This window comes from Streptococcus gingivalis (genome assembly GCF_035544715.1).
Classification (GTDB): domain Bacteria; phylum Bacillota; class Bacilli; order Lactobacillales; family Streptococcaceae; genus Streptococcus; species Streptococcus gingivalis.
In genome coordinates this window covers 1,251,638-1,272,385 of the sequence record NZ_JAYKTO010000001.1, presented here as the reverse complement: position 1 = coordinate 1,272,385, position 20,748 = coordinate 1,251,638, and the positions used below count along the sequence as shown (strand labels likewise).

General features: G+C 40.8%; 20 protein-coding genes. 18 read left to right on the top strand and 2 right to left on the bottom strand.

Annotated features, from left to right (window positions below):
- Window positions 1-28: 28 nt before the first annotated feature.
- From SM122_RS06245 to SM122_RS06170, 16 genes are all read left to right on the top strand, one after another.
- The gene (locus SM122_RS06245) at window positions 29-424 is read left to right on the top strand and encodes a single-stranded DNA-binding protein (RefSeq protein WP_003004675.1); all 396 of its coding nucleotides are present in this window, start codon (window positions 29-31) and stop codon (window positions 422-424) included.
- Window positions 425-612: 188 nt separating this feature from the next.
- On the top strand, window positions 613-1,596 hold the full coding sequence (locus SM122_RS06240) for a substrate-binding domain-containing protein (protein WP_101770900.1): 984 nt from the start codon (window positions 613-615) through the stop codon (window positions 1,594-1,596).
- Window positions 1,596-2,912: a sensor histidine kinase gene (locus SM122_RS06235; protein WP_118095976.1), complete on the top strand. Its 1,317-nt coding sequence runs from the start codon at window positions 1,596-1,598 to the stop codon at window positions 2,910-2,912. The genes SM122_RS06240 and SM122_RS06235 overlap by 1 nt, the downstream gene beginning before the upstream one ends.
- 5 nt (window positions 2,913-2,917) lie before the next feature.
- On the top strand, window positions 2,918-3,601 hold the full coding sequence (locus tag SM122_RS06230) for a response regulator transcription factor (RefSeq protein WP_070664840.1): 684 nt from the start codon (window positions 2,918-2,920) through the stop codon (window positions 3,599-3,601).
- Window positions 3,598-4,896, top strand: a complete 1,299-nt coding sequence (locus SM122_RS06225) for an ABC transporter substrate-binding protein (protein ID WP_195327203.1) — start codon at window positions 3,598-3,600, stop codon at window positions 4,894-4,896. The genes SM122_RS06230 and SM122_RS06225 overlap by 4 nt, the downstream gene beginning before the upstream one ends.
- 140 nt (window positions 4,897-5,036) lie before the next feature.
- Window positions 5,037-5,474, top strand: a complete 438-nt coding sequence (locus tag SM122_RS06220) for a PTS sugar transporter subunit IIA (RefSeq protein WP_049499847.1) — start codon at window positions 5,037-5,039, stop codon at window positions 5,472-5,474.
- Between the two features lie 14 nt (window positions 5,475-5,488).
- Complete coding sequence (locus tag SM122_RS06215; RefSeq protein ID WP_000261775.1) at window positions 5,489-5,983, top strand: PTS system mannose/fructose/N-acetylgalactosamine-transporter subunit IIB; 495 nt, start codon at window positions 5,489-5,491, stop codon at window positions 5,981-5,983.
- 56 nt (window positions 5,984-6,039) lie between these two features.
- Entirely contained in the window at window positions 6,040-6,882 is an 843-nt protein-coding gene (locus tag SM122_RS06210; protein ID WP_014712796.1) for a PTS mannose/fructose/sorbose/N-acetylgalactosamine transporter subunit IIC, read from the top strand.
- Window positions 6,866-7,720, top strand: coding sequence for a PTS system mannose/fructose/sorbose family transporter subunit IID (locus tag SM122_RS06205; RefSeq protein ID WP_037585172.1), 855 nt, complete (start codon window positions 6,866-6,868; stop codon window positions 7,718-7,720). The genes SM122_RS06210 and SM122_RS06205 overlap by 17 nt, the downstream gene beginning before the upstream one ends.
- 101 nt (window positions 7,721-7,821) lie before the next feature.
- Window positions 7,822-8,115, top strand: a complete 294-nt coding sequence (locus SM122_RS06200; RefSeq protein ID WP_003004348.1) for a hypothetical protein — start codon at window positions 7,822-7,824, stop codon at window positions 8,113-8,115.
- A gap of 129 nt (window positions 8,116-8,244) precedes the next feature.
- Window positions 8,245-8,526, top strand: coding sequence for a co-chaperone GroES (gene groES / locus SM122_RS06195; protein ID WP_003013619.1), 282 nt, complete (start codon window positions 8,245-8,247; stop codon window positions 8,524-8,526).
- A 21-nt stretch (window positions 8,527-8,547) separates the two neighbouring features.
- Window positions 8,548-10,173 carry a chaperonin GroEL gene (gene groL, locus SM122_RS06190; protein WP_003004647.1) on the top strand — a complete coding sequence of 542 codons (1,626 nt, stop codon included), beginning with the start codon at window positions 8,548-8,550 and terminating at the stop codon, window positions 10,171-10,173.
- Between the two features lie 1,025 nt (window positions 10,174-11,198).
- The gene (locus SM122_RS06185) at window positions 11,199-11,933 is read left to right on the top strand and encodes a response regulator transcription factor (protein ID WP_037608250.1); all 735 of its coding nucleotides are present in this window, start codon (window positions 11,199-11,201) and stop codon (window positions 11,931-11,933) included.
- A gap of 31 nt (window positions 11,934-11,964) precedes the next feature.
- On the top strand, window positions 11,965-13,251 hold the full coding sequence (locus SM122_RS06180) for a sensor histidine kinase (protein WP_324737889.1): 1,287 nt from the start codon (window positions 11,965-11,967) through the stop codon (window positions 13,249-13,251).
- Window positions 13,252-13,540: 289 nt separating this feature from the next.
- Entirely contained in the window at window positions 13,541-14,221 is a 681-nt protein-coding gene (locus SM122_RS06175) for an ABC transporter ATP-binding protein (RefSeq protein ID WP_009732098.1), read from the top strand.
- Complete coding sequence (locus SM122_RS06170; RefSeq protein WP_324737888.1) at window positions 14,218-14,925, top strand: ABC transporter; 708 nt, start codon at window positions 14,218-14,220, stop codon at window positions 14,923-14,925. Before SM122_RS06175 ends, SM122_RS06170 begins: the two co-directional genes overlap by 4 nt.
- Window positions 14,926-15,124: 199 nt before the next feature.
- Here the strand turns inward: SM122_RS06170 and SM122_RS06165 are convergent, their stop codons facing one another.
- Window positions 15,125-15,655 carry a hypothetical protein gene (locus SM122_RS06165; protein ID WP_129824460.1) on the bottom strand — a complete coding sequence of 177 codons (531 nt, stop codon included), beginning with the start codon at window positions 15,653-15,655 and terminating at the stop codon, window positions 15,125-15,127.
- Between the two features lie 562 nt (window positions 15,656-16,217).
- On the bottom strand, window positions 16,218-17,369 hold the full coding sequence (locus tag SM122_RS06160; protein ID WP_324737887.1) for a low temperature requirement protein A: 1,152 nt from the start codon (window positions 17,367-17,369) through the stop codon (window positions 16,218-16,220).
- Window positions 17,370-18,186: 817 nt separating this feature from the next.
- On the opposite strand from SM122_RS06160, the gene SM122_RS06155 reads away from it, so the two are divergent.
- Window positions 18,187-19,476 carry a DUF308 domain-containing protein gene (locus SM122_RS06155; protein ID WP_125330279.1) on the top strand — a complete coding sequence of 430 codons (1,290 nt, stop codon included), beginning with the start codon at window positions 18,187-18,189 and terminating at the stop codon, window positions 19,474-19,476.
- Between the two features lie 9 nt (window positions 19,477-19,485).
- The gene (locus SM122_RS06150) at window positions 19,486-20,574 is read left to right on the top strand and encodes an AI-2E family transporter (protein WP_006150832.1); all 1,089 of its coding nucleotides are present in this window, start codon (window positions 19,486-19,488) and stop codon (window positions 20,572-20,574) included.
- Window positions 20,575-20,748 lie beyond the last annotated feature (174 nt).

Below are 20,748 nucleotides of genomic sequence, written 5' to 3'. Positions count from 1 at the left end.
TTTCGAATAAATAGATAGGAGGTAAATGATGTATAATAAAGTTATTTTAATCGGTCGCCTAGTAGCGGCCCCAGAATTGCATAAAACCAGCACAGACAAATCCGTTGCCCGAGTGACCGTTGCGGTCAATCGTCGCTACAAGGACCAAAACGGGGAGCGAGAGACTGATTTTGTCAATGTCGTTGTCTGGGGGAAATTGGCTGAAACCATGGCTAGTTATGCTAGCAAAGGGAGCCTGATCTCTTTGGATGGAGAGATTCGGACGCGCCGCTACGAGAAAAATGGAGTTATGCAGTATGTGACAGAGGTCCTCTGCCAAAGTTTTCAGTTGCTAGAGAGCCGCGCTCAGCGAGCGATGCGTGAAAATGGTGGAACGGGAGATTTAGCCGATATCATCTTAGAAGAGGAAGATCTTCCCTTTTAGGATCAAAAAAGAAAGCTGGTTCGTTTATAGACCAGCTTTTTTGATACTTGCTAGGGATTTTATTCGGGAACGACTCTTTTAAAAATAAATCAAAAATATGCATCTGTACAATAAAAGCCAGCACTTTTCTTGAAAAAGTAGTAAAATAAAGTAATATATATTCAAAATTTTCAGAAAAGGAACGGAGTTTGAAGAGGAAAGAAGAAAGAAAAGAACTGTTAAAATGGCTGATAAAACGGGTTCTACTGGTGATTCCAGTGGCCTGCCTCCTCTTGTGGATCTATGCTGTTTGTCAAACCAGTAGCATCAAGGATCAGACCAAGATTGGTGTCACCTATATGACCATGAACAATGAGTTCTATAAAAGTATTCATTCGGAAATTAGTCGGATTGCCGATGAGAGAGGGGCTCTTGTATCTGTTCGAGATCCGGAATTGGATGAAAAAAGGCAGAGCCAGCAGATCGATGATTTTTGCGCTCAAAAAGTAAATGTGATTGTGATTAATCCGGTCAAAGGGGATAGTCAGCCGATTTTAAGGGCTCTTAAAAAAGCTAGAAAACAAGGAATTAAGATCATTGCAGTTGATACCCAGCTCAAGCATTTTAAGCCGGATGCCAGCATTGTCTCCGACAACTACCAAGCAGGAGTCTTGATTGCGAAAGAGTTGATGAAACGCTCTTCAAATGCTCGGATCCTTCTCTTGGAGCACAAAGGGACTGTTTCGGCAGATACGCGGATTCAGGGATTTAAGGATACCATCAAAGGACATGGATCTTATGAGATCATCTCGGAACTAGAAACCAAGGGTCAGACGGAGATCGCCATGCCCGCTGTCCGTAAGTTCTTGCAGTCAGGGGGGAATGTTGATACCCTAGTTGCCCTGAATGACCGATCGGCTATAGGAGCTTTAGCGGCGATCAAGGAGCAAGGAATCACCCATTCCATTGCGATTTATGGGATTGATGGCTCACCAGATATGAAAGCCTTGCTGCACTCGACAGATGATGTCGTAGGAACCGTTGCCCAGTCTCCGTTGAAGATGGGAGACCGCGTGATGGAGGTCATCCAAGATATGGCTGATGGGAAGAGCTACCAAAAAGAGATAACCATTCCGGTTCAAATGATGACAAAGGAAAACATCGATCACTTTGATGTGAATGGGTGGCAGTAATGAGAAAATTTAGAGGTGTGAGATACAGTTTGGCCATCCTGATGGTCGTGAATTTTATCGCTGTGATGCTCAACAGCATCATCTATCTTCAAGCAACCAACTATATCATTGCCCAACGACAAGCTTCTCTATTGGTAGAACGCTTAGAGCGCATTCCTTTTGCGCCCTCTACAACTTTTTGGTTGTCTGCGCTCTTATTTGCTGGAATTGCCTTGATCTCCATGAGTCGTTACCGGTCTCAAACGAGTCGATGGTCCATTTTTGATAAGTGGAACATTCTGGAGATCCTCCTGATGTTGCTCTTGATGTGGGTTCAAAATGTTGCTTATAACGGGCTCATTCTCTTGGTTTTTGCAGATATCTTCTATGGTTCCAAAGAGTTGAATACCAAGCGAGACCGCAGGTATTGGTTTGCGTTTATCCTAGTGAGTTTCTTGATGCTTCTTGTGACCAATTCAGACGTCTTTTCGCTTTTCTTTCCGATACCTTCTCTTGATGTCTATATTCATTTTTATCCTGCCTCCATTCGGATTCTGGCCTTTTTCTTAAAGAATTCCCTCTATGCCTTGAATATGGTGCTCTTCATTATTTCGCTTTTGTTCTATATTATGAATGTTCTTGCGGAAAACCACGAAGTGGAAGAAGAGTTGGCCATGGTTTCGAAGGTCAATACGGAGTTGAACAACTATATGGCCTTGTCTGAGAAAATTGCAGAGGATCGAGAGCGCAAGCGGATTGCTCGGGAGATTCACGATACCTTGGGACACGCGCTAACAGGGATCTCGGCCGGCTTAGATGCTGTTGGGGTCTTGATTGATATCGATCCCAATCGGGCAAAAGAGCAGGTGAAAAGTGTATCAGAAGTGGTTCGTGAAGGGATCCAGGATGTGAGGGGCTCTCTCAATCGCCTCCGTCCAGGTGCCCTTGAGGGACGAACTCTCAAAGATGCTTTGGAAAAGATGATCCGCGAGTACCAGACACTTTCCAATTTGCAGGTTGATTTACACTATGAATGGGTCGATGTCGATATGGACGTCATGATTGAAGATACGATCTTTCGTGTGATCCAAGAGTCTATGACTAATGCGGTTCGCCACGGTCATGCCAGTCAGATGAGCCTTCATTTTTTTGAGGATGAAGAAGATTACCTGATCGAGTTGCAGGACAACGGGGTTGGGTTTGAAACCTTGACCTATGGCTATGGACTCAAGCAGATGATGGAACGAATTTCCATCCTAGGAGGACAGCTTCAATTTGAAAGCCGCGATGGATTTTTCACGCGCGTCAGTTTACCGAAATATAAAGAAGGGAGATAGAGATGGTGATAAAAGTAATGGTGGCAGATGACCAGGCCTTGATTCGAGAATCTCTGAAAATTATTTTGTCAGCCCACCCCGATATCGAAGTGGTGGCCACAGTGGAAGACGGCAATCACGTCCTGTCTAGCATTCCGCAGACACATCCTGACCTGATCTTGATGGATATTCGGATGCCAGGCATGGATGGAGTTTTAGCCACAAAAGAGGTCAAAGAACACTACCCAGATATCAAAATTATTATTTTAACAACCTTTGATGATGATGAATTTATCTATAGTGCACTCAAGTATGGTGCTTCAGGTTATCTTTTAAAGGGAGCCTCGACAGAGGAACTCTATGAAGCGATTAAGGTGGTGCATCAAGGCGGAGCTATGATCAACCCGAATATCGCTAGTAAAGTCTTTCAAATTTTCTCACAAATGGCCAAAACCAACTTCTCTATTGCTGTAGATGAGGACAATGTCAAGGATTTGAGCACGACGGAATGGCGCATTATCCAAGAAGTCGGCTATGGGGAGTCCAATAAAGAAATTGCAGCCAAACTTTTCTTATCAGAAGGAACCGTGCGCAATTACTTATCAACGATTTTGGCGAAATTAAACCTACGAGATCGAACGCAATTAGCGATCTGGTCAGTCCAAACAGGAGTGACGAGACGTGATTTTTCTAAAGGAAATACAGAATGAAATTGAAGCGAAAGCATCTTTGTTGGGGGATTGGTCTCCTTGTTGTGCTCTGTGTGAGCGCAGGTTTTTATTGGTGGAAACAGCAACCGACCGTACTCCATATCGGCGTTTATGCAGGTTCTAGCTGGGATGTGCCGACCAGTCAACGTTCCCATGCCTTGGATCGTGCGATTCAAAAATTTGAAAAATCCCATCCCCACGTCCGTGTAGAGTATGAAAACGGGATTCCGCAGTCAGATTATTCAGACTGGCTCTCTGAAAAGATTGTCTCAGGAAAGACGCCAGATGTGTTTATGGTCTCTGAGCAAGATCTTACCTTATTAGCAGCGCGAGGCGTATTAGAAAAGTTAAACGGCTATATGGATCGAAAAGATCAAGCTGCCTTTTATCCCGTTGCATTTGAATCCGGTGTCTATCAGGGGCAAACCTATGCCTTACCTTATGAAAGCAATCCGATTTTGATGTGTGTCAATAAAGATCTCTTGGATAAAGAAGGCATCGCGGTTCCCAAAAAAGGTTGGACCCTTGAAGAGTTCTATACGATTTGCAAGAAACTAACCAAGGATACCAATGGGGATGGGCAATTGGACCAATTTGGAAGTACAGAATACACCTGGAAAGAAGCCTTAGCGGCAAATGGAGGTCATCTCTTCCAGGGTGGCATGCTCAAGCTGACAGCTCCAGAAGTGAAAGAGTCTCTGACTTTTCTGCAAAAATTGGAAGATCTAAATAAAAATTACAAGGTGAGTTCTAAAGATTTTGACCAGGGGAAAGTCGCCTTCTATCCCATGACCTTGGCCCAATATCGGACCTATAAACCTTATCCCTACCACGTTTCTAAATATTCAAACTTCACTTGGACCTGTATCCCGATGCCGGCTAAGTCAAAAACGACCAAGGCAACCTTGGTCACGACGACTTCTTTTGCTATGTCAGCTCGAAGTTCTCATTCCAAGTTGGCTTGGGAACTGATGCAAGTTTTGACAGAGGATCCAGACATTCAACAAACCCTCTTTGCCCAATCCCAAGGGATCTCTGTCATGCCACAGGTAGTCAAGAGTCGCTCTAGTAAAGACCTTCTGCAGGTAGATGATTTTGGGACGGATTCCTTGACCAATCAGACCTTGAACCGCATCATGGAACAAGCTGTTGAAAGTAGCCCGAAAAATGTCTCAAAAGAGCTGTTAGAAAAGTTAGATTACTTGATTGGCAATGCCTTGCGCGATCAAGATGTTGAGAACCGCTTGCCTCAAATTCAGAGGGAGATTGAAAGTAGTCTACAGGTAGGAGTTTAGAGTAAAATAAGATGGCATTTTGTCAAGTGACAGATGTCATTTTTTTATTGCTAAATGTCATATTGGGAATGTGACATTTGACAATGTAAAAGCGCTTTCAAATAGTCTACAATAGAGTCAAATAAAGGAGGCGTAGAAAAATGAAATACCTCATTTTGGTCAGTCATGGTGGACTGGCAGAAGGTCTAAAAACATCACTAGCCATGTTTGCTGGTGACAAGTTGGATCAGGTCATCGCAGTTGGACTCAAAGAAGGAAAATCAGTCGATGACTTCGCAGTTGATTTTAGAGAGAGCATTTCAGGATTGACAGCTGATGATTCTGTTTTGGTCTTGGCAGATATTGTAGGGGGGAGTCCATTAACCACTGCAGCCACGGTTCTAGAAGAAGCCGGAAAGCTTGATGGAGCCTTGATCCTTGGTGGGATGAACCTCACCATGGCCTTGACGGCAGTTGTGATGAAGGATGTGCTCGATGGAGACGATTTGTCAGCCACCATCTTATCAGAAGCACGATCTGCACTACAGCCTTTTGAAGTTTCAGCCACAAGTGCTGAAGAAGATGATGACGATATTTAATAGGGAGGTACCTTATGGTAGTAACATTTGTACGGATTGATGACCGCATGATTCACGGTCAAACAGTCACACGCTGGGCAAAGGAAAAACCATGTGATGGTTTGATTGCCGTAAATGATGCAGCAGCATCAAACAAGGTTTTGATTCAAGCTTACAAAGGCGCATCAGACAAGAAAACCTTTGTATGGACAAAGGAAGCCTTTAAAGAAAAATCAGCAAAAGTAACAGAATCAGATAGTCGTTACTTCTTGATCACCAAAAATCCAATCGATATGAAGGAAATTTTGGTCGACCAAGGGTTTGTCCCAGGTGATGTTAAAGAAATCATCGTAGGCCCTGCAAATGATCGTCCTGGAGCTGTAAAATTGGGAAATAACCAATCCATCACTCAGGAAGAAGCAGAAGCCTTCCAAGCCATTCAAGCAGCAGGCTACAAGGTGAAATTCCAGTTGTTGCCAGATGTTTCTATCGGGTATTGGGATGATTTCAAATCAAAATTTGGTTTTTAAAACTAACAGTCTGATCTGTTAGGTAAATATATTTACAAACAAAAGGAGCGTTTGTTATGACAATTTCATGGATTCAAGCAATCTTGCTTGGTATTTTCGCCAGCTTGTCTTCAATGCCTGGTATGGGAGGTTCCAGTATCGGGAACTATACACTCGGTCGTCCTTTGATCGGTGGGTTGATTTCAGGTTTAATTCTTGGAGATGTGACAACCGGTATTATGGTCGGGGTTGCCCTTCAAGTCGTTTATATCGCCTTGGTAACACCTGGTGGTACTGTATCTGCCGATGTGCGTGCCATCTCTTACATCGGTGTTCCTCTTGCTATCTTGTTTGTGCATGCCAATAACATCACAGATGAAGCTGGAATCGCCGCAGCTGCAGCTCCAATCGGTGCAGCCGTTGGGACAATCGGTACAGTTCTTTTCTACGGTACCGCTACTATGAACTTGGTTTGGCAACACATTGGTTGGAAAGCCGTTGAAGAAGGAAACTTCAAAAAACTCTACGCAGTTGACTGGGTTTACCCTTGGATCTCTCACTTCCTCTTCTCTTTCCTTCCAACAATGATTATCACCAAATACGGTGAAAACATGGTTGATTTGATGAAACAATACCTTCCTATGGATGGTTACTGGATGAAAGCCCTCTTTACAGTCGGTGCTCTTCTCCCATGTGTCGGTATTGCCATCTTGTTGAAACAAATTGTTACAGAAGCAACTGACTTCATTCCATTCTTTGTTGGATTTACCTTGGCGAAATCTCTCGGATTGAACTTGGTATCCAGTGCCGTTGTTTCATTAATCTTTGCAGTAATCTACTATGAACTTGAAGTGATCAAATCGATGAAAGCTGCTCCAGCCGGAGTGGTGGACCTAGACGATGATGAGGAGGATATTTAAAATGGCTGATAGAAAGAAAATTTCAAAGAAAACATTAGCAAAAGCATTCCATCATTGGTATTATGGTCATTTGACTTGTTTCTCTCAAGAACATATGCAAACCTTCGGGTACTTGACTTCTATGCTTCCAATCGTAGAAGAAATGTATGACACAAAAGAAGAACAAAAGGATGCTATGCAAACCTATACGGCCTTCTTCAACACTGAACCACAACTTGGATCTCTTGTTGTAGGGATCACAGCTGGTTTGGAAGAAGCGCGTGCAAACGGAGATGCAGTAGATGGCGAAACCATCAACGGTATGCGTGCCGGTTTGATGGGACCAATCGCTGGTATTGGTGACTCATTGGTCGTTGGTACCTTGATCCCAGTTCTCTTGGGGATTGCCCTTGGACTTTCTAAAGGTGGTAACGTCGCTGGTGCCCTCTTCTATATCGTCGTATGGAACCTCTTAGTCTACTTTGGTATGCGCTTTGCCTTCTTCAAAGGTTACCAATTAGGGGATAAAGCCGTTGAATTCCTTGTAGGACCAAAAGGACAAGCTCTTCGTAAAGCGATCAGCGTTGTCGGTGGTATGGTTATCGGTGCCGTAGCAGCTACTTGGGTATCTGTTACAACAGCCCTTCAATTCAAGAATTCTGAAGGAAAAGTCTTCTTGAACATCCAAGAAAAGATCGATGGTGTTTATCCAGGTCTCTTGACAGCAGCCTTCATCACTCTTTGCTGGTGGTTGATGTCTAAGAAAAAAATTTCACCAAACAAAGTTATGTTACTTCTCGTTGTAGTTGCTTTGATCGGTGTTGCCCTTGGTATCTTTGATCCACATCTTAAATACTAAGGAAAAGAAAAAACGAATTTGCTAGTAGGAGTTTTTGAGAATGAAGTGAATTGACCTCCTTTATTTGCACTTCATTCTCAATTTTTATCAGGAGGAATCCCATGGTTACAAAACAAGAACTTGTCAATGGATATGAAACAGAAATCAAGTACCAACGCCACATGCTTGAAAACCTTGGTCGTTGGTTCAGCTTACTCTTTATCATTGCCAGTATTGGTGTGGTATTGATCTATCTCTTTCACAAAAGTTTCCTCCCACTCTTGATCCTCGGGATTTTACTAGCCTTGGTTGGAATTTTAGGCATGATTGTTTTTGGATATGGTATCTACCGTGGGCGGATCAATCTTCAAAAAGTGATCGATGATTTCAATCAAAAATTGACAATTTTAAATTGATATTTTAGAAACATCTCATCTATTTTTGAGGTGTTTTTTTCTTGACTATTTCTGACCAAGTGATACAATAGAAACATAAGTTAGCACTTATGTATAGAGAGTGCTAAAAACACGTATGGAGGAATGAACATGTTAAAACCATTAGGAGACCGTGTGGTCTTAAAAGTAGAAGAAAAAGAACAGACTGTTGGAGGTTTTGTCCTCGCAGGTGCGAGCAAGGCTGATACAAAAACAGCTGAAGTAGTGGCCGTTGGTGAAGGTGTGCGTACCCTAAGTGGTGAACTCATTGCTCCAGCTGTAAAAGCAGGAGACCACGTTTTGGTTGAAAGCCATGCAGGAATTGAAGTGAAAGATGGGGAAGAAACCTACACCATCGTTGGAACATCAAACATTCTTGCAATTGTAGAGTAAGAGAAGAAAGAGGTAAGAGAAATGGCAAAAGATATTAAATTTTCATCTGATGCACGTTCTGCAATGGTCCGTGGTGTCGATGTCTTAGCAGATACAGTGAAAGTTACGTTGGGCCCTAAAGGACGCAATGTGGTTCTTGAAAAATCATTTGGTTCACCCTTGATCACAAATGATGGGGTGACCATCGCAAAAGAAATTGAATTGGAAGACCATTTTGAAAATATGGGTGCTAAATTGGTGTCAGAAGTGGCTTCTAAGACCAATGATATCGCAGGTGACGGTACAACGACCGCAACGGTTTTGACCCAAGCCATCGTCCGTGAAGGGATCAAAAACGTTACTGCAGGTGCTAACCCAATTGGCATCCGCCGTGGGATTGAGACCGCTGTTGCAACAGCAGTAGAAGCTTTGAAAAACAATGCGATCCCAGTATCAAGCAAGGAAGCGATTGCTCAAGTAGCTGCTGTGTCTTCTCGTTCTGAAAAAGTCGGTGAGTACATCTCTGAAGCCATGGAAAAAGTTGGCAAAGATGGGGTCATCACGATTGAAGAATCTCGTGGAATGGAGACAGAACTGGAAGTCGTTGAAGGCATGCAGTTTGACCGTGGTTACCTCTCACAATACATGGTCACTGATAATGAAAAGATGGTGGCAGACCTTGAAAATCCATACATTTTGATCACTGACAAGAAGATTTCAAATATCCAAGAAATCTTGCCATTGTTGGAAAGCATTCTTCAAAGCAACCGTCCACTCTTGATCATCGCAGATGATGTCGATGGCGAAGCTCTTCCAACACTTGTCTTGAACAAGATCCGCGGTACCTTTAATGTCGTAGCTGTTAAGGCACCAGGATTTGGTGATCGCCGCAAAGCCATGCTAGAAGACATTGCCATCTTGACTGGTGGTACAGTCATTACAGACGATCTTGGTTTGGAATTGAAAGATGCAACCATTGAAGCACTTGGTCAAGCAGCTAAAGTGTCAGTCGATAAAGACAGTACTGTCATTGTCGAAGGTTCTGGTAACCCAGAAGCGATCGCTAACCGTGTTGCGGTTATCAAGTCACAAATCGAAACCACAACCTCTGAATTTGACCGTGAAAAATTACAAGAACGTTTGGCTAAATTGTCTGGTGGTGTTGCCGTAATCAAGGTCGGTGCTGCAACAGAAACAGAATTGAAAGAAATGAAACTCCGTATCGAAGATGCCCTTAATGCGACTCGCGCAGCCGTTGAAGAAGGGATCGTTGCCGGAGGTGGTACAGCTCTTGTCAATGTCATCTCTGCAGTCGCAGCCCTTGAATTAGAAGGAGATGAAGCGACCGGACGCAATATCGTTCTTCGTGCCTTGGAAGAGCCGGTGCGCCAAATTGCCCACAATGCCGGTTACGAAGGATCTATTGTGATTGATCGCTTGAAAAATGCCGAAGTCGGAACAGGTTTCAATGCTGCAACAGGTGAATGGGTGAATATGATTGATGCAGGAATCATCGACCCAGTGAAGGTGAGCCGTTCAGCCCTTCAAAACGCCGCTTCCGTAGCGAGTCTGATCTTGACGACCGAAGCAGTCGTAGCCAACAAACCAGAACCAGCAGCCCCAGCAGGACCAGGAATGGATCCAAGCATGATGGGGGGGATGATGTAACCTGATACCAATGATTGGTGCTAAAGCACCGAATCATTGGACGGTAGCCGCTATGTTGCGGCCTACCTAATCATCTTACTAGCTCAAAGGGAGGAAAATATCGTTCCTCCCTTTTCACGTCGTAACCCCTTGGTTAATTTATCAGGTGCATTTATTGTTATGGCAAGCACCATGGTGCCTTGCCGAAGTGTCTTACTAAGAAAATAAAGAAGGCGTTATAGGCCTTCTTTATTTTCTGTCGTAACTGTTACACGATTGAGGCTATACCTCTCATCGTTGGATAGTAGCCACTATGTTGCGGCCTGGCTAATCGTCTTACTAGCTCAAAGAGAGTGGGACAGAAATCGGTAATTCGTTAGAATTCGATTTCGTTGTCCCACCTCCGCACAGTTGAGTAGGGCTGTAAAAGCTGATGAAATCAGCGTAGTAGAGCCCACTCAACCACTGCGTCTTGCTCGACAATCCAAAAATAATTGAGAGGCTAGGACTTTTGTCCCAGCCTCTTTTTATCGTGCTTTGGGATTTTCATTTATTATGGAATAATATTTTTATTTTAAATTTTGTAACAGAAATGATAAATACTAATTAAAGAGGACTTGCGTAGATGCTTGGGAATCAAGCATTTGCGGTGTTTTCAGGCAGAGGGATATTTGCCAACAAATTGCAATACAAATTAACTGATTTTGTAATAATTCTAGTGTATACTAGTAAGAGTAGATCACAGGTCTACATTGTTGCAAGGGGAGAACTTCCCACATACATGTCTATTGACAATAAAACTTGATCGTAATATCGCTGTTAGTAAAATGAGAGTTTGAACATAGCATAGATTTTATCGACCTTTTTCATATTAAAAAATATTTTTCAAATTCCCCTTGCGCAAGCTCTTCCGGATTCCTCCGGGAGAGTTTTTTTGTTAAGGAGAAAAGGTAGAAGGGCTATTAAGTCTCTTTTGAAAGAGTGGCTCAGCAGGCATCATTTATGGTAAAATAGAACATATTCGTAGAGGGGAAGGAGTGAGGACTTTGTTGAAGATTTTTGTGTTAGAAGATGAATGGATCCAACAATCGCGTATCGAAGCGGTCTTGCAGGATCTCATCCGTCAAAAATTCTTGCAATGCAAAGCGCCAGAAGTGTTTGGGAAGTCAAGCCAGTTGCTGGATGCTATCACAGAGAGAGGCGCCCATCACCTATTCTTTTTAGATATCGAGATTAAAGGTGAGGAGAAAAAGGGGCTGGAGATCGCAAAAGAGATTCGTAAGAAAGATCCCCATGCGACCATTGTCTTTGTCACCACTCACTCTGAATTTATGCCCATTACCTTTCAGTACAAAGTGGCTGCCTTGGATTTTATCGATAAAACGCTGGGTGAGGAAGAGTTCAAAGAGAGAATCAGCTCAGCCATCGATTATACCTTGGAGCAAGCTGGGACCACGATTGCGCAAGATGCCTTTACGTTTGAGAGTGCGATGGCGCGTGTACAAGTTCCTTTTAATAAGATTTTGTATGTTGAAACGTCTCCAACCATTCACAAGGTCATTTTACACACCCAGGAAGAGCGCTTGGAATTTTACGCTAGTATTGCCGATATCGAAAAAGCAGATCCCCGCTTGTATCGGTGCCACCGCTCCTTTGTGGTGAATCCGCAAAATATTACGAAGATTGATAAAGAAGCCAAGAAAGCTTTTTTTGAAAATGGGGACAATTGCTTGATCTCACGGACCAAGTACAGAGGCTTACTGGAAGCTTTGAAAAAATAGAAGGGAGAAAGAATTGCTGTTAGATATTCTAATGTCTTACCTAAAGTTCTTCGTCAGCATGCTGATCTATCGTCATATCAGTAGACAAGAGTTCGCTTGGCGCTGGCTCTTTTTGTGCCCTTTCTTCTTTGCAGTCGTCTTTACCCTTGTGCCACCGGTAGGCTTTTTTGGCTATTTCTTAGTATTTATTGCCTATAGTTTCTATCGAAATCGTAACATACGACACCTGTTGAATATTTTTTACGGGCTCTACCCGGTTGTCATGGAGAGTCTCATTGCGCGTCTCTTAGCATTTTATGTCTTTCCAATGCTCGGGATTGTACTTGTTCATGAGGCATCTGTCAGCTGGTATGATGCTCTACTTGAATTGCTGGTCTTTCCTGTCTATTTAGGGCTTACTAAATTGTTAAAACTAGATTTTACGGATTTAAAAGTAGGGTTTCAACGGCAGTATTTTAATCGTTTCTTACTCCCAATGGATCTTTCTATGTTTGTGTATTTAGTCAGTGTTGTAGGTCTGGTGGTTTTTGAGGATGCTATTCCGCATGCAGATGCTTTACGGGAACAGTTAAATAGTATTTATTTGATCTTATTTTTTATGATGCTCTTGTATTTCAATGCAGTGTCCAAAGAACGATTGAAACAAGAGATTCTAGAGCAAAAAGATAGGCAACTGCAGGAGTTAGCCACCTATAGTCAACACGTCGAAATGCTCTATGGGGAGATTCGTGCCTTTCGTCATGATTACCTGAATATTTTAACCAGTCTCAAGTTAAGTATTGAGCATGAAGATCTCAATGCGATCAGGGAAGTTTATGAGAATGTTCTTCGAGAGAGTGGCCAACAATTTTACGATAGCAAGTTTGATATTGCCAAACTCAGTCACATCGAAAATCCAGCTGTAAAAAGTGTTCTGTCCGCAAAATTGTTGGAAGCTCAAAATAAAGGGATTGGGATCTCTGTCGAGATCGATGAACCTGTTCGTGATTTATTCATCGAGGTTTTAGATTTCATCACCTTCTTATCCATCCTTTGTGACAATGCTATTGAAGCGAGTCTTGAATCAGATGACCCACAGCTGACTCTTGCCATGCTCCAGGAGGAAAACTCCCTCATCTTAATAGTTGAAAATAGTACAAAAGCTGAAAAAATAGATCTGGCGAGAATTTTTGAAAAGGACTTCTCAAGTAAAGGAGATGGCCGCGGTCTTGGCTTGTACAAGATCCAACAATTACTGGAAAAGTATCCCAAAACGACAGTGTCTACCAAGAGTTCAAACTACCGATTTACCCAGAGCCTGACCTTTTGGAAGGAATAATGGAAGAGAGAGTGGGACAGAAATCGGTCATTCGTTAGAATTCGATTTCGTCGTCCCACCTCCGCACAGTTGAGTAGGGCTGTAAAAGCTGATGAAATCAGCGAAGTAGAGCCCACTCAACCACTGCGTCTTGCTCGACAATCCAAAAATAATTGAGAGGCTAGGACTTTTGTCCCAGCCTCTTTTTTGACCATTCACGACGATTTTTTGACCGATTCTGACAGAGAGCCTCCAAGGTTTTCTCCTTGAAGTATAATGGACACAAGATCAATAAGAAAAGAGAGATCATATGTTTCAGTTAGCATCTATTACAAAATCATTTAAGGAGAAAGCTGTATTAAAGGGGGTATCTTTTTCGATAGAAGAAGGAGACAAAATTGCCTTGCTGGGAAACAATGGAGCAGGTAAAAGCACCCTGTTCAACATTATTGCTGGGCAGCTCCAGGCCGATTCGGGGACGATAAAGACTTCGCTTGATTTTCAAAGGGAAATTGGGATGATGCCACAGGGGGATCTGCTCATCGAGGATCTAACCGTTGCTGAATTCGTCGAATTAAAAAGCCGGATGAATCAGTTGAAGCAGGCTGATATCAATGGACTCTTAGAAATGGTCGAATTAAGAGAATCAAGAGAGCAGATGGTGGGAAGTCTTTCCGGTGGTCAAAAGAGACGCTTGTCCTTGCTGTTAACTATTTTGAATCATCCAAAGTTGATTTTTTTAGATGAGCCGACGACAGGCATGGACTTGGAAGCAGTGGATAATTTTTGGAAATTGCTGGAGCAGCAAGAGTTTACATCTGTTGTGGTGACCCATGATTTTAACCAAATTGATGCCTTTTTTACAAAAGTCCTGATTTTAAAAGAGGGTCGAATTGCTGCAACAAAGGCTGTTGAGGACATTCACCAGGCTGGTCAAACCATTGAGCAGTATTTCCGAGAAGAGATGAATAAAGGAAGGGAACAAGCATGAAAAAGATTCAATTAAAACAAGTTTTACGAAATAAGCGCTTCGTATTATTCACCATTATTTTACCCATAGGCTGGTATATCTTCTTTTATCAGCTTCAAAAAGGGATTTCACCAAGTATTTTATTAGGCATTGCCGTATTTATCGGGGTCATTGGCAATAGCCTTGCAACTTTTAGTAAGCGAATCGCCTCAGATATCGGGTTTTATTCTTTTGAATCCCGCTTTACAAGCTATAGTGTCAAGAACTATTTATGGGATCAAAGCATCGTACAACTGATTCTGAACAGCTTGATCTTTTTAGCGGTGCTAGTAGTTGCTGTCCTAGGTTTTCACTTTCCAGTGACGACTAGCCTGTTGGTACAATTTTTCCTCTTATCCTTGATGGGGATCTACTTTAGTGTGATTGGTTTTGTACTTGGGGTGAAAGTAGATGCCAAGACGATTGATACCATTGGCTTTCCAGTTATTATTTTAGCAGCCATGACCATTATTCCCTTTGATACGCTTGGCGCAAGTGGAGGATTTATGGACTTGGTTGGCAAGCTACAATGGGTATTCCCAGGCTATTATTATACAAAGCTGATCCAAGATTTGACGGAGAAACAAACGATTGATGCCACCCAATTAGCGCTCTTTGTTGCCGTATTTGGATTGAATTTGCTATTTTTCTATCTGCTTGTACCCAAAGGGAAAATGGGGAATTAAGAACAGATAAAAAAGAGAGTGAGACAGAAATCGGTAATTCGTTAGAATTCGATTTCGTCGTCCCACCTCCGCACAGTTGAGTAGGGCTGTAAAAGCTGATGAAATCAGCGTAGTAGAGCCCACTCAACCACTGCGTCTTGCTCGACAATCCAAAGATAATTGAGAGGCTAGGACTTTTGTCCCAGCCTCTTTTTCTTTGCTACAAAACGGTTATTTGATATTCGTTCGTCAAGTACTTGGATAGGTTTTGCCAATCTTCTTCCTTAAATTTACAAAAATTGACGAAGAGTTTTACGGTATGGTGCTCTGTGTTAATGATCGTATTGGATTTTGAGAGATTTTCTAGTGCAGTATTTTCCCTCAGCTGAAATTCGATAAAATAACTCTTACTATTTTGGTGATCGGGGTCACTAACGTCAGCCACTTTATAGGCTGCACTCACCAAATCTTCCTTGGGAATAAAGATGTCTTTTGTCAGAATCACTCCTTGATAAGCATAGATCCCATCAGAAGTCAGCTCAAAGGCGATCTGACGACTGGTCAGCCTTTTGATCCCAGCAATGGTTGCATAGATCGCAATCAAAAATAAAAGGATTTGAATGAGAGTGATAAAAGTGATTTTTGGAAAACCCTCAAAACCTAGGACCGATAAAAAAGCTAAGTGGACAAAGAGCGCACAAGCAAAAGCCAGAGAGCCATATCCGATATATTTTGAATAATAGATTTTCATTTTGGACTCCTTACATTTAAGATGCAACGAAAACTTGGAATTTCAAGTACCCTTATCATAGCGGATTCGGTGAAGAGCTGTCAAATGTTTGCTAGGGTTCAAAGGTGCTTTTTTATTTTATATGGAATAACAATGATGCAGGATGTTCTAACTTCGTACGCTACATTATAGTATATAAAAATATGAGCCAAATACTTTTGAGACAAGCAAAAAAGCCTTGGTTTTCAAGGCTTTTTCCTGTTGATTTAGATGCCCCCTGCATGGATTTGTAAGAACTTTTCATATTGAAAATAAACAAAAATGTTGAAATATAGCTGATTTTAGGGAAATACTTTTAGGTATTTTCAATGTAAATATTTCAAAATGGGGCAAAAGTGGGGCAAAAACGAATGACTCGTATTTTGTTTGAAAACCTATAATACCTAATGATTATACCATACTAGATATATAGTGTTGTTATAAATAAATGTCAGTGCGAGTTCAAATCGGAGGATAAAATGGAAAAACAAATTAATGAAAAAAAAGCCTTGGTTCCCAAAGCTTTTTTTATGTTATAAACTCATTAAAAGAACCCCCAGTTAGATTTGGAATATTTTTTATTCTGTGTCACATAAAAATAAATAAAATGAGTGGCTATAGCTAGAGCTAAAATGGTTGTTATACTCACTACTATTATAGGATTAGAAGCAAAGATTAAAGAGAGAATCAAGGCAGCCAGATAGAGTGTCGCTTGGACACAGTAGTAACTTTTCGAATAGCGAAGATAGTGTTTGTTATAGGGCCCATTTACTAGGACAGCAGCTTGAAAGAGGCCAAATCCGATATAAGAGAAGCTGGTTGCAAAGAGACGATTAACTTCAGGATTCTGAAGAAAGCCAATCGATACAGTCATCATCATAAGTCCAATGAAAATAGGATAGTGACTGTAAATTAGAAATAGTCCCTTTTGATCAGATTTTTCATCAATAGCATGGTCGAATTGACCAAAATAAAACAAGAACAGAGAAAGCATAATAATGAAATAAAGAACCGAATAAATCGAGAAATTCTCGATTGTAAAGAAGTTAGCTAGCTCCATAATCATCTCTCCAAACGTAATAATGACAAGAAGGGAGATGCGCTCGATTAAATGGGGGAGATTTACCTGGTAATGCTTATCTTTACTAAGCAAGATAATTGGCATAATAAACGTTAGCAGAATACTAGCAAAGAAGATATAGACTCTAACGTAAATAGGAAGAGGAAGAAGAGCTGCTAAATAGACTCCTAAACTTCCTAGCCCTGTTATCCATAGAAAACCTTTGATACTTTCCCGATTAGCATTATCGGTTGATTTTCTAAAAAATTCAACCAAATATTGTAAAAATAAGGTAAAGGTTAATGTACCAATAGCCCAACAGAGATAATGAAAATATTGTTGCCAATCAGGTCCAATTATATTGGCTATAAAGAGTAAAAGTCCCATTTTGATAAACATGATTACCATGTTAAATAAAGAGTTCTTTCCATAGCGATTGGTATAATCGGTTTGAATCATCCAGGAATCGATGAGAAACAAAATAGCAATGAAAAAATCAAGGAAAGAATTCCAAGTCAAAATACCGTTATGAAGATGGTCGATTAAAGTAGTTACTTTTGAAATTGCAAAAACAAAAACTAAGTCATAAAAAAGTTCTGAAAATTCTACACGTTTATGTTTAATAAGAGTTGTCATCTTAAGACCTTTCTATTTTAGAAGTACAATTTATTATACTATAAAATGGTAATGAGAGAAAAGGAGATGCTTAAATAACTTTATGTGGCGCGAATGAACTGCGCCACAAAAGTTAGGTTTTTTCTGTCTAACTTTTGGGGTGCAGTTCAGAAGGGGTGTTTTTTCTATCGTTTTTTAGTGCTAAGACTACACAAAAAAGCCTTGATTCCAAGGCTTTTCCTGTTGTATGTAGATGCCCCCTACATGAATTTGTATGAAATTTTCATATTGAAAGTAATCAAAAATATTGAAATATAGATGATTTTCGGAAGGTACTTTTAGGTATTTTCAATGTCATGATTTAAAAATGGGACAAAAGTGGGGCAAAAACCATACAGATTCTAAACTGTATGGTTCTTTTTTTATCTAACCAAGAAAGGTTAAAACTTATTAAAACAAATGCAATCAACTGTTGAAAACTTTTTAGTCCGTGTAATATAAAAACAAGTAAAAAGTTGAACTATAGGGAATATTGTGTCACAATAGGTAATAGATGAATAATTAATAGATTGGAAATAATGCTTTCTTACCTTAACAAGTTGAATTGGTTATACATTTTTTCGTCGCAATTGTGTCTATCTCTCGAGTTTAGCTAGTTTTTATAAGCTCTGGTTTCTAATCAATATAACAAATTTTAGAAGTGCATAAGACAAGATGGTGACATTATTACAGTCATTTCTAGTCACCATATGTTGCTGGCACAGGCTGTTTGTAGTGTTGGCTATTTACTAGTCAGTTTAATCGGAGTGTTTAATTTTTATTGTTGAAAGGTTTTTATATGGCGAAAATTCTATCTTTAGGTCTGACAGGTAAGAAATTACTTGCTCAGGGGTTCTTGTTTGTTCTGCTAGGTCTCATCTTGATGGTCACGGGGACTTGGTTGCCAGTAACAGTTATTCGCCTGGTTCTGTTTTTAGCTTGGATAGCAACGGTCGTAGATTTGCTATTAAGAGTTTTCAAAAAAAGCCAGTCAACGGATACCTTGGGAGTTGCACTGGTTAAATTGTTAGTGCTGGGATATTTGCTAGGTTCTAATCTTGCGACTGATATACCGATTTATGTTCTGGCTCTTGTGATTGGAGTTTATCAGATTTTTAGGGCCACGATTAATCTTGTCACCTATGTTCTCTACCGTAAAAATAATATTCGACCTCGTTTTCGTCTCTTACTAGATGGTATTCTACTAGTTTTTCTTGGTGGAGCTAGTCTTTTGTCCTCTACGGGAAATTCTGTCTTTCAACTCTTTGTTTTAGGGGCTTATTTTTTCCTTTATGGTCTGTCCAATATCCGTGACGGTTTCTTATTTGAAGGGGAAATTGGGAAAAACCATCTCAAACGTCGCATTAGAATTAGCTTACCTATTGTCCTAGCCGCTCTCATCCCTGCAAGAACTTTAGCAAAAATTAACAAATTTATGCTGGAAAATGCTGATGAGGAAGAAGATATCCATCTTGGAATAGTGAAGTCTGGTAAGACAGCAGAGCTAGAAATTTTTGTTCATACAGCTGAGACCTCCCTGTTTTCAGCTATTGGTCATGTGGATATCTGCTATCAGGGCCGTGTTATTTCTTATGGCAACTATGATCCGTCATCTGAGACCTTATTTGGTATGGTAGGAGATGGTGTCTTATATTTCTGTGACCGTGATAAGTACATTGACTTATGTAAACGGGAGAGTCAAAAAACGCTATTTGGTTACGGAATAGATTTGACACCGGAAATGGAAGAAGCGGTTCAGGAAAAATTAGCTGAATTAAAACAACTAACGATTCCTTGGGAGCCAAGCGCAGATAAAATTAAAACGGAAGATGGTAAGGAAGACTACACCTACGCTTATAAAATCAGACATGAGACGGATGGGGAACTTTATAAATTTATCAAATCTAAGTTTAAATCCTACTTTGTCTTGTCCACAAACTGTGTGCTCTTGGCTGATACCATAGTCGGTCAAGCTGGAACAGATATCCTCTCACCAAAAGGATTTATCGCTCCAGGAACTTACCAAGCCTACCTTGATCGAGAGTTTGAAAAACCAAATAGTATAGTCGTATCTAAACATGTTTATTAAGGAGAATTTATGAACTTAGTTAAAAAATATACCCCGTTAATCCTTTTTATAGGGCTGGTTGCTCTTGTAATTCTGAATGCATCGAGCTTTATATCAGGAGCAATCTCTCTCTTTGATGTAACATCAACCTTGATTTATGGTGCTGTTATTGCTTTTGTGCTTAATGTTCCTATGAAAAAAATTGAACAGTACTTAGTTAAATTGAAGGTAAAGGCAGAGTTGCGTCGTCCGATTGCCATGGTACTTGTTTTCCTAGCTCTTATCTTAATCGTGATTGCTCTTTTGGTTTTGGTGCTGCCAACCCTAGCTCAGACTATTAGTCAGCTGGGAACAGTCCTTTCAACAGTCCTTACTCAACTTGGGAAATTGCTAGGCAGCTCGGAATTTGTAACCAAAGACATGTTGTCAACTATCGTATCAGGCATACAGGGACAATCTAGTTCTATTAGCCAAGCTTTGATAGGTTTTTTATCAGGTCTGACTAGTAATATCGGCAATATTTTTTCAAGTTTGATGAATGCCTTTTTGATTATAGTCTTCACCTTTTTATTTTTATCCAGTAAGGAACATTTGGCAGCGATGACGAGTCGACTTCTAAAAGTTTTTCTTCCAGAGAAGGTGGTGATAAAGTTGACTTACATTGGACAAGTAGCACTAGAGACTTATGACCAATTTTTGATGAGTCAGCTGATTGAAGCAGTTATCATAGGAGTTATGATAGCGGTTGGTTACAGCCTGTTTGGGATACCCTATGGAGTAATGACAGGTATATTTGCAGGAGTGCTATCGTTCATTCCTTATGTAGGGCCTATGATTGCTTGTGTTGTGGGAGCGATTTTTATCTTCACAGTGAGTCCTACTCAAGCCTTACTTTCTCTTCTTCTATATCAAGTTATACAGCTGATTGAAGGAAACCTTATTTATCCAAAAGTTGTAGGTCAGTCTATTGGTTTACCAGCTATTTTCACGCTTGCGGCTGCTAGTATTGGAGGCAATCTCTTTGGCTTACTTGGGATGATATTCTTTACCCCCGTATTTGCTGTTATCTATCGACTGGTTAAAGAATTTGTCGTTGCAAAGGAAAATCAGGTAGATTAAGCAAAACTAAATTTAATAAGATATACTGAGAAGAGAGTGAGAGATTCTCTTCTCTTTTATTTTTAAATACTTTTCTACAAAAAGCTATTAGACGTTAAAAAAAGCCTTGGTTTCAAGGCTTATTTCTGTTGATTTAGATGTGCCCCCTGCATGAATTTGTAAGAACTTTTCATA

Excerpts from the sequence above, each read along its gene's own strand:
- SM122_RS06245 (WP_003004675.1), top strand. The coding sequence starts at position 29 with ATGTATAATAAAGTTATTTTAATCGGTCGCCTAGTAGCGGCCCCAGAA.
- SM122_RS06235 (WP_118095976.1), top strand. The coding sequence starts at position 1,596 with ATGAGAAAATTTAGAGGTGTGAGATACAGTTTGGCCATCCTGATGGTC.
- SM122_RS06225 (WP_195327203.1), top strand. The coding sequence starts at position 3,598 with ATGAAATTGAAGCGAAAGCATCTTTGTTGGGGGATTGGTCTCCTTGTT.
- SM122_RS06220 (WP_049499847.1), top strand. The coding sequence starts at position 5,037 with ATGAAATACCTCATTTTGGTCAGTCATGGTGGACTGGCAGAAGGTCTA.
- SM122_RS06215 (WP_000261775.1), top strand. The coding sequence starts at position 5,489 with ATGGTAGTAACATTTGTACGGATTGATGACCGCATGATTCACGGTCAA.
- SM122_RS06210 (WP_014712796.1), top strand. The coding sequence starts at position 6,040 with ATGACAATTTCATGGATTCAAGCAATCTTGCTTGGTATTTTCGCCAGC.
- SM122_RS06205 (WP_037585172.1), top strand. The coding sequence starts at position 6,866 with ATGAGGAGGATATTTAAAATGGCTGATAGAAAGAAAATTTCAAAGAAA.
- SM122_RS06200 (WP_003004348.1), top strand. The coding sequence starts at position 7,822 with ATGGTTACAAAACAAGAACTTGTCAATGGATATGAAACAGAAATCAAG.
- groES (WP_003013619.1), top strand. The coding sequence starts at position 8,245 with ATGTTAAAACCATTAGGAGACCGTGTGGTCTTAAAAGTAGAAGAAAAA.
- groL (WP_003004647.1), top strand. The coding sequence starts at position 8,548 with ATGGCAAAAGATATTAAATTTTCATCTGATGCACGTTCTGCAATGGTC.
- SM122_RS06180 (WP_324737889.1), top strand. The coding sequence starts at position 11,965 with ATGTCTTACCTAAAGTTCTTCGTCAGCATGCTGATCTATCGTCATATC.
- SM122_RS06175 (WP_009732098.1), top strand. The coding sequence starts at position 13,541 with ATGTTTCAGTTAGCATCTATTACAAAATCATTTAAGGAGAAAGCTGTA.
- SM122_RS06170 (WP_324737888.1), top strand. The coding sequence starts at position 14,218 with ATGAAAAAGATTCAATTAAAACAAGTTTTACGAAATAAGCGCTTCGTA.
- SM122_RS06165 (WP_129824460.1), bottom strand. The coding sequence starts at position 15,655 with ATGAAAATCTATTATTCAAAATATATCGGATATGGCTCTCTGGCTTTT.
- SM122_RS06160 (WP_324737887.1), bottom strand. The coding sequence starts at position 17,369 with ATGACAACTCTTATTAAACATAAACGTGTAGAATTTTCAGAACTTTTT.
- SM122_RS06155 (WP_125330279.1), top strand. The coding sequence starts at position 18,187 with ATGGCGAAAATTCTATCTTTAGGTCTGACAGGTAAGAAATTACTTGCT.
- SM122_RS06150 (WP_006150832.1), top strand. The coding sequence starts at position 19,486 with ATGAACTTAGTTAAAAAATATACCCCGTTAATCCTTTTTATAGGGCTG.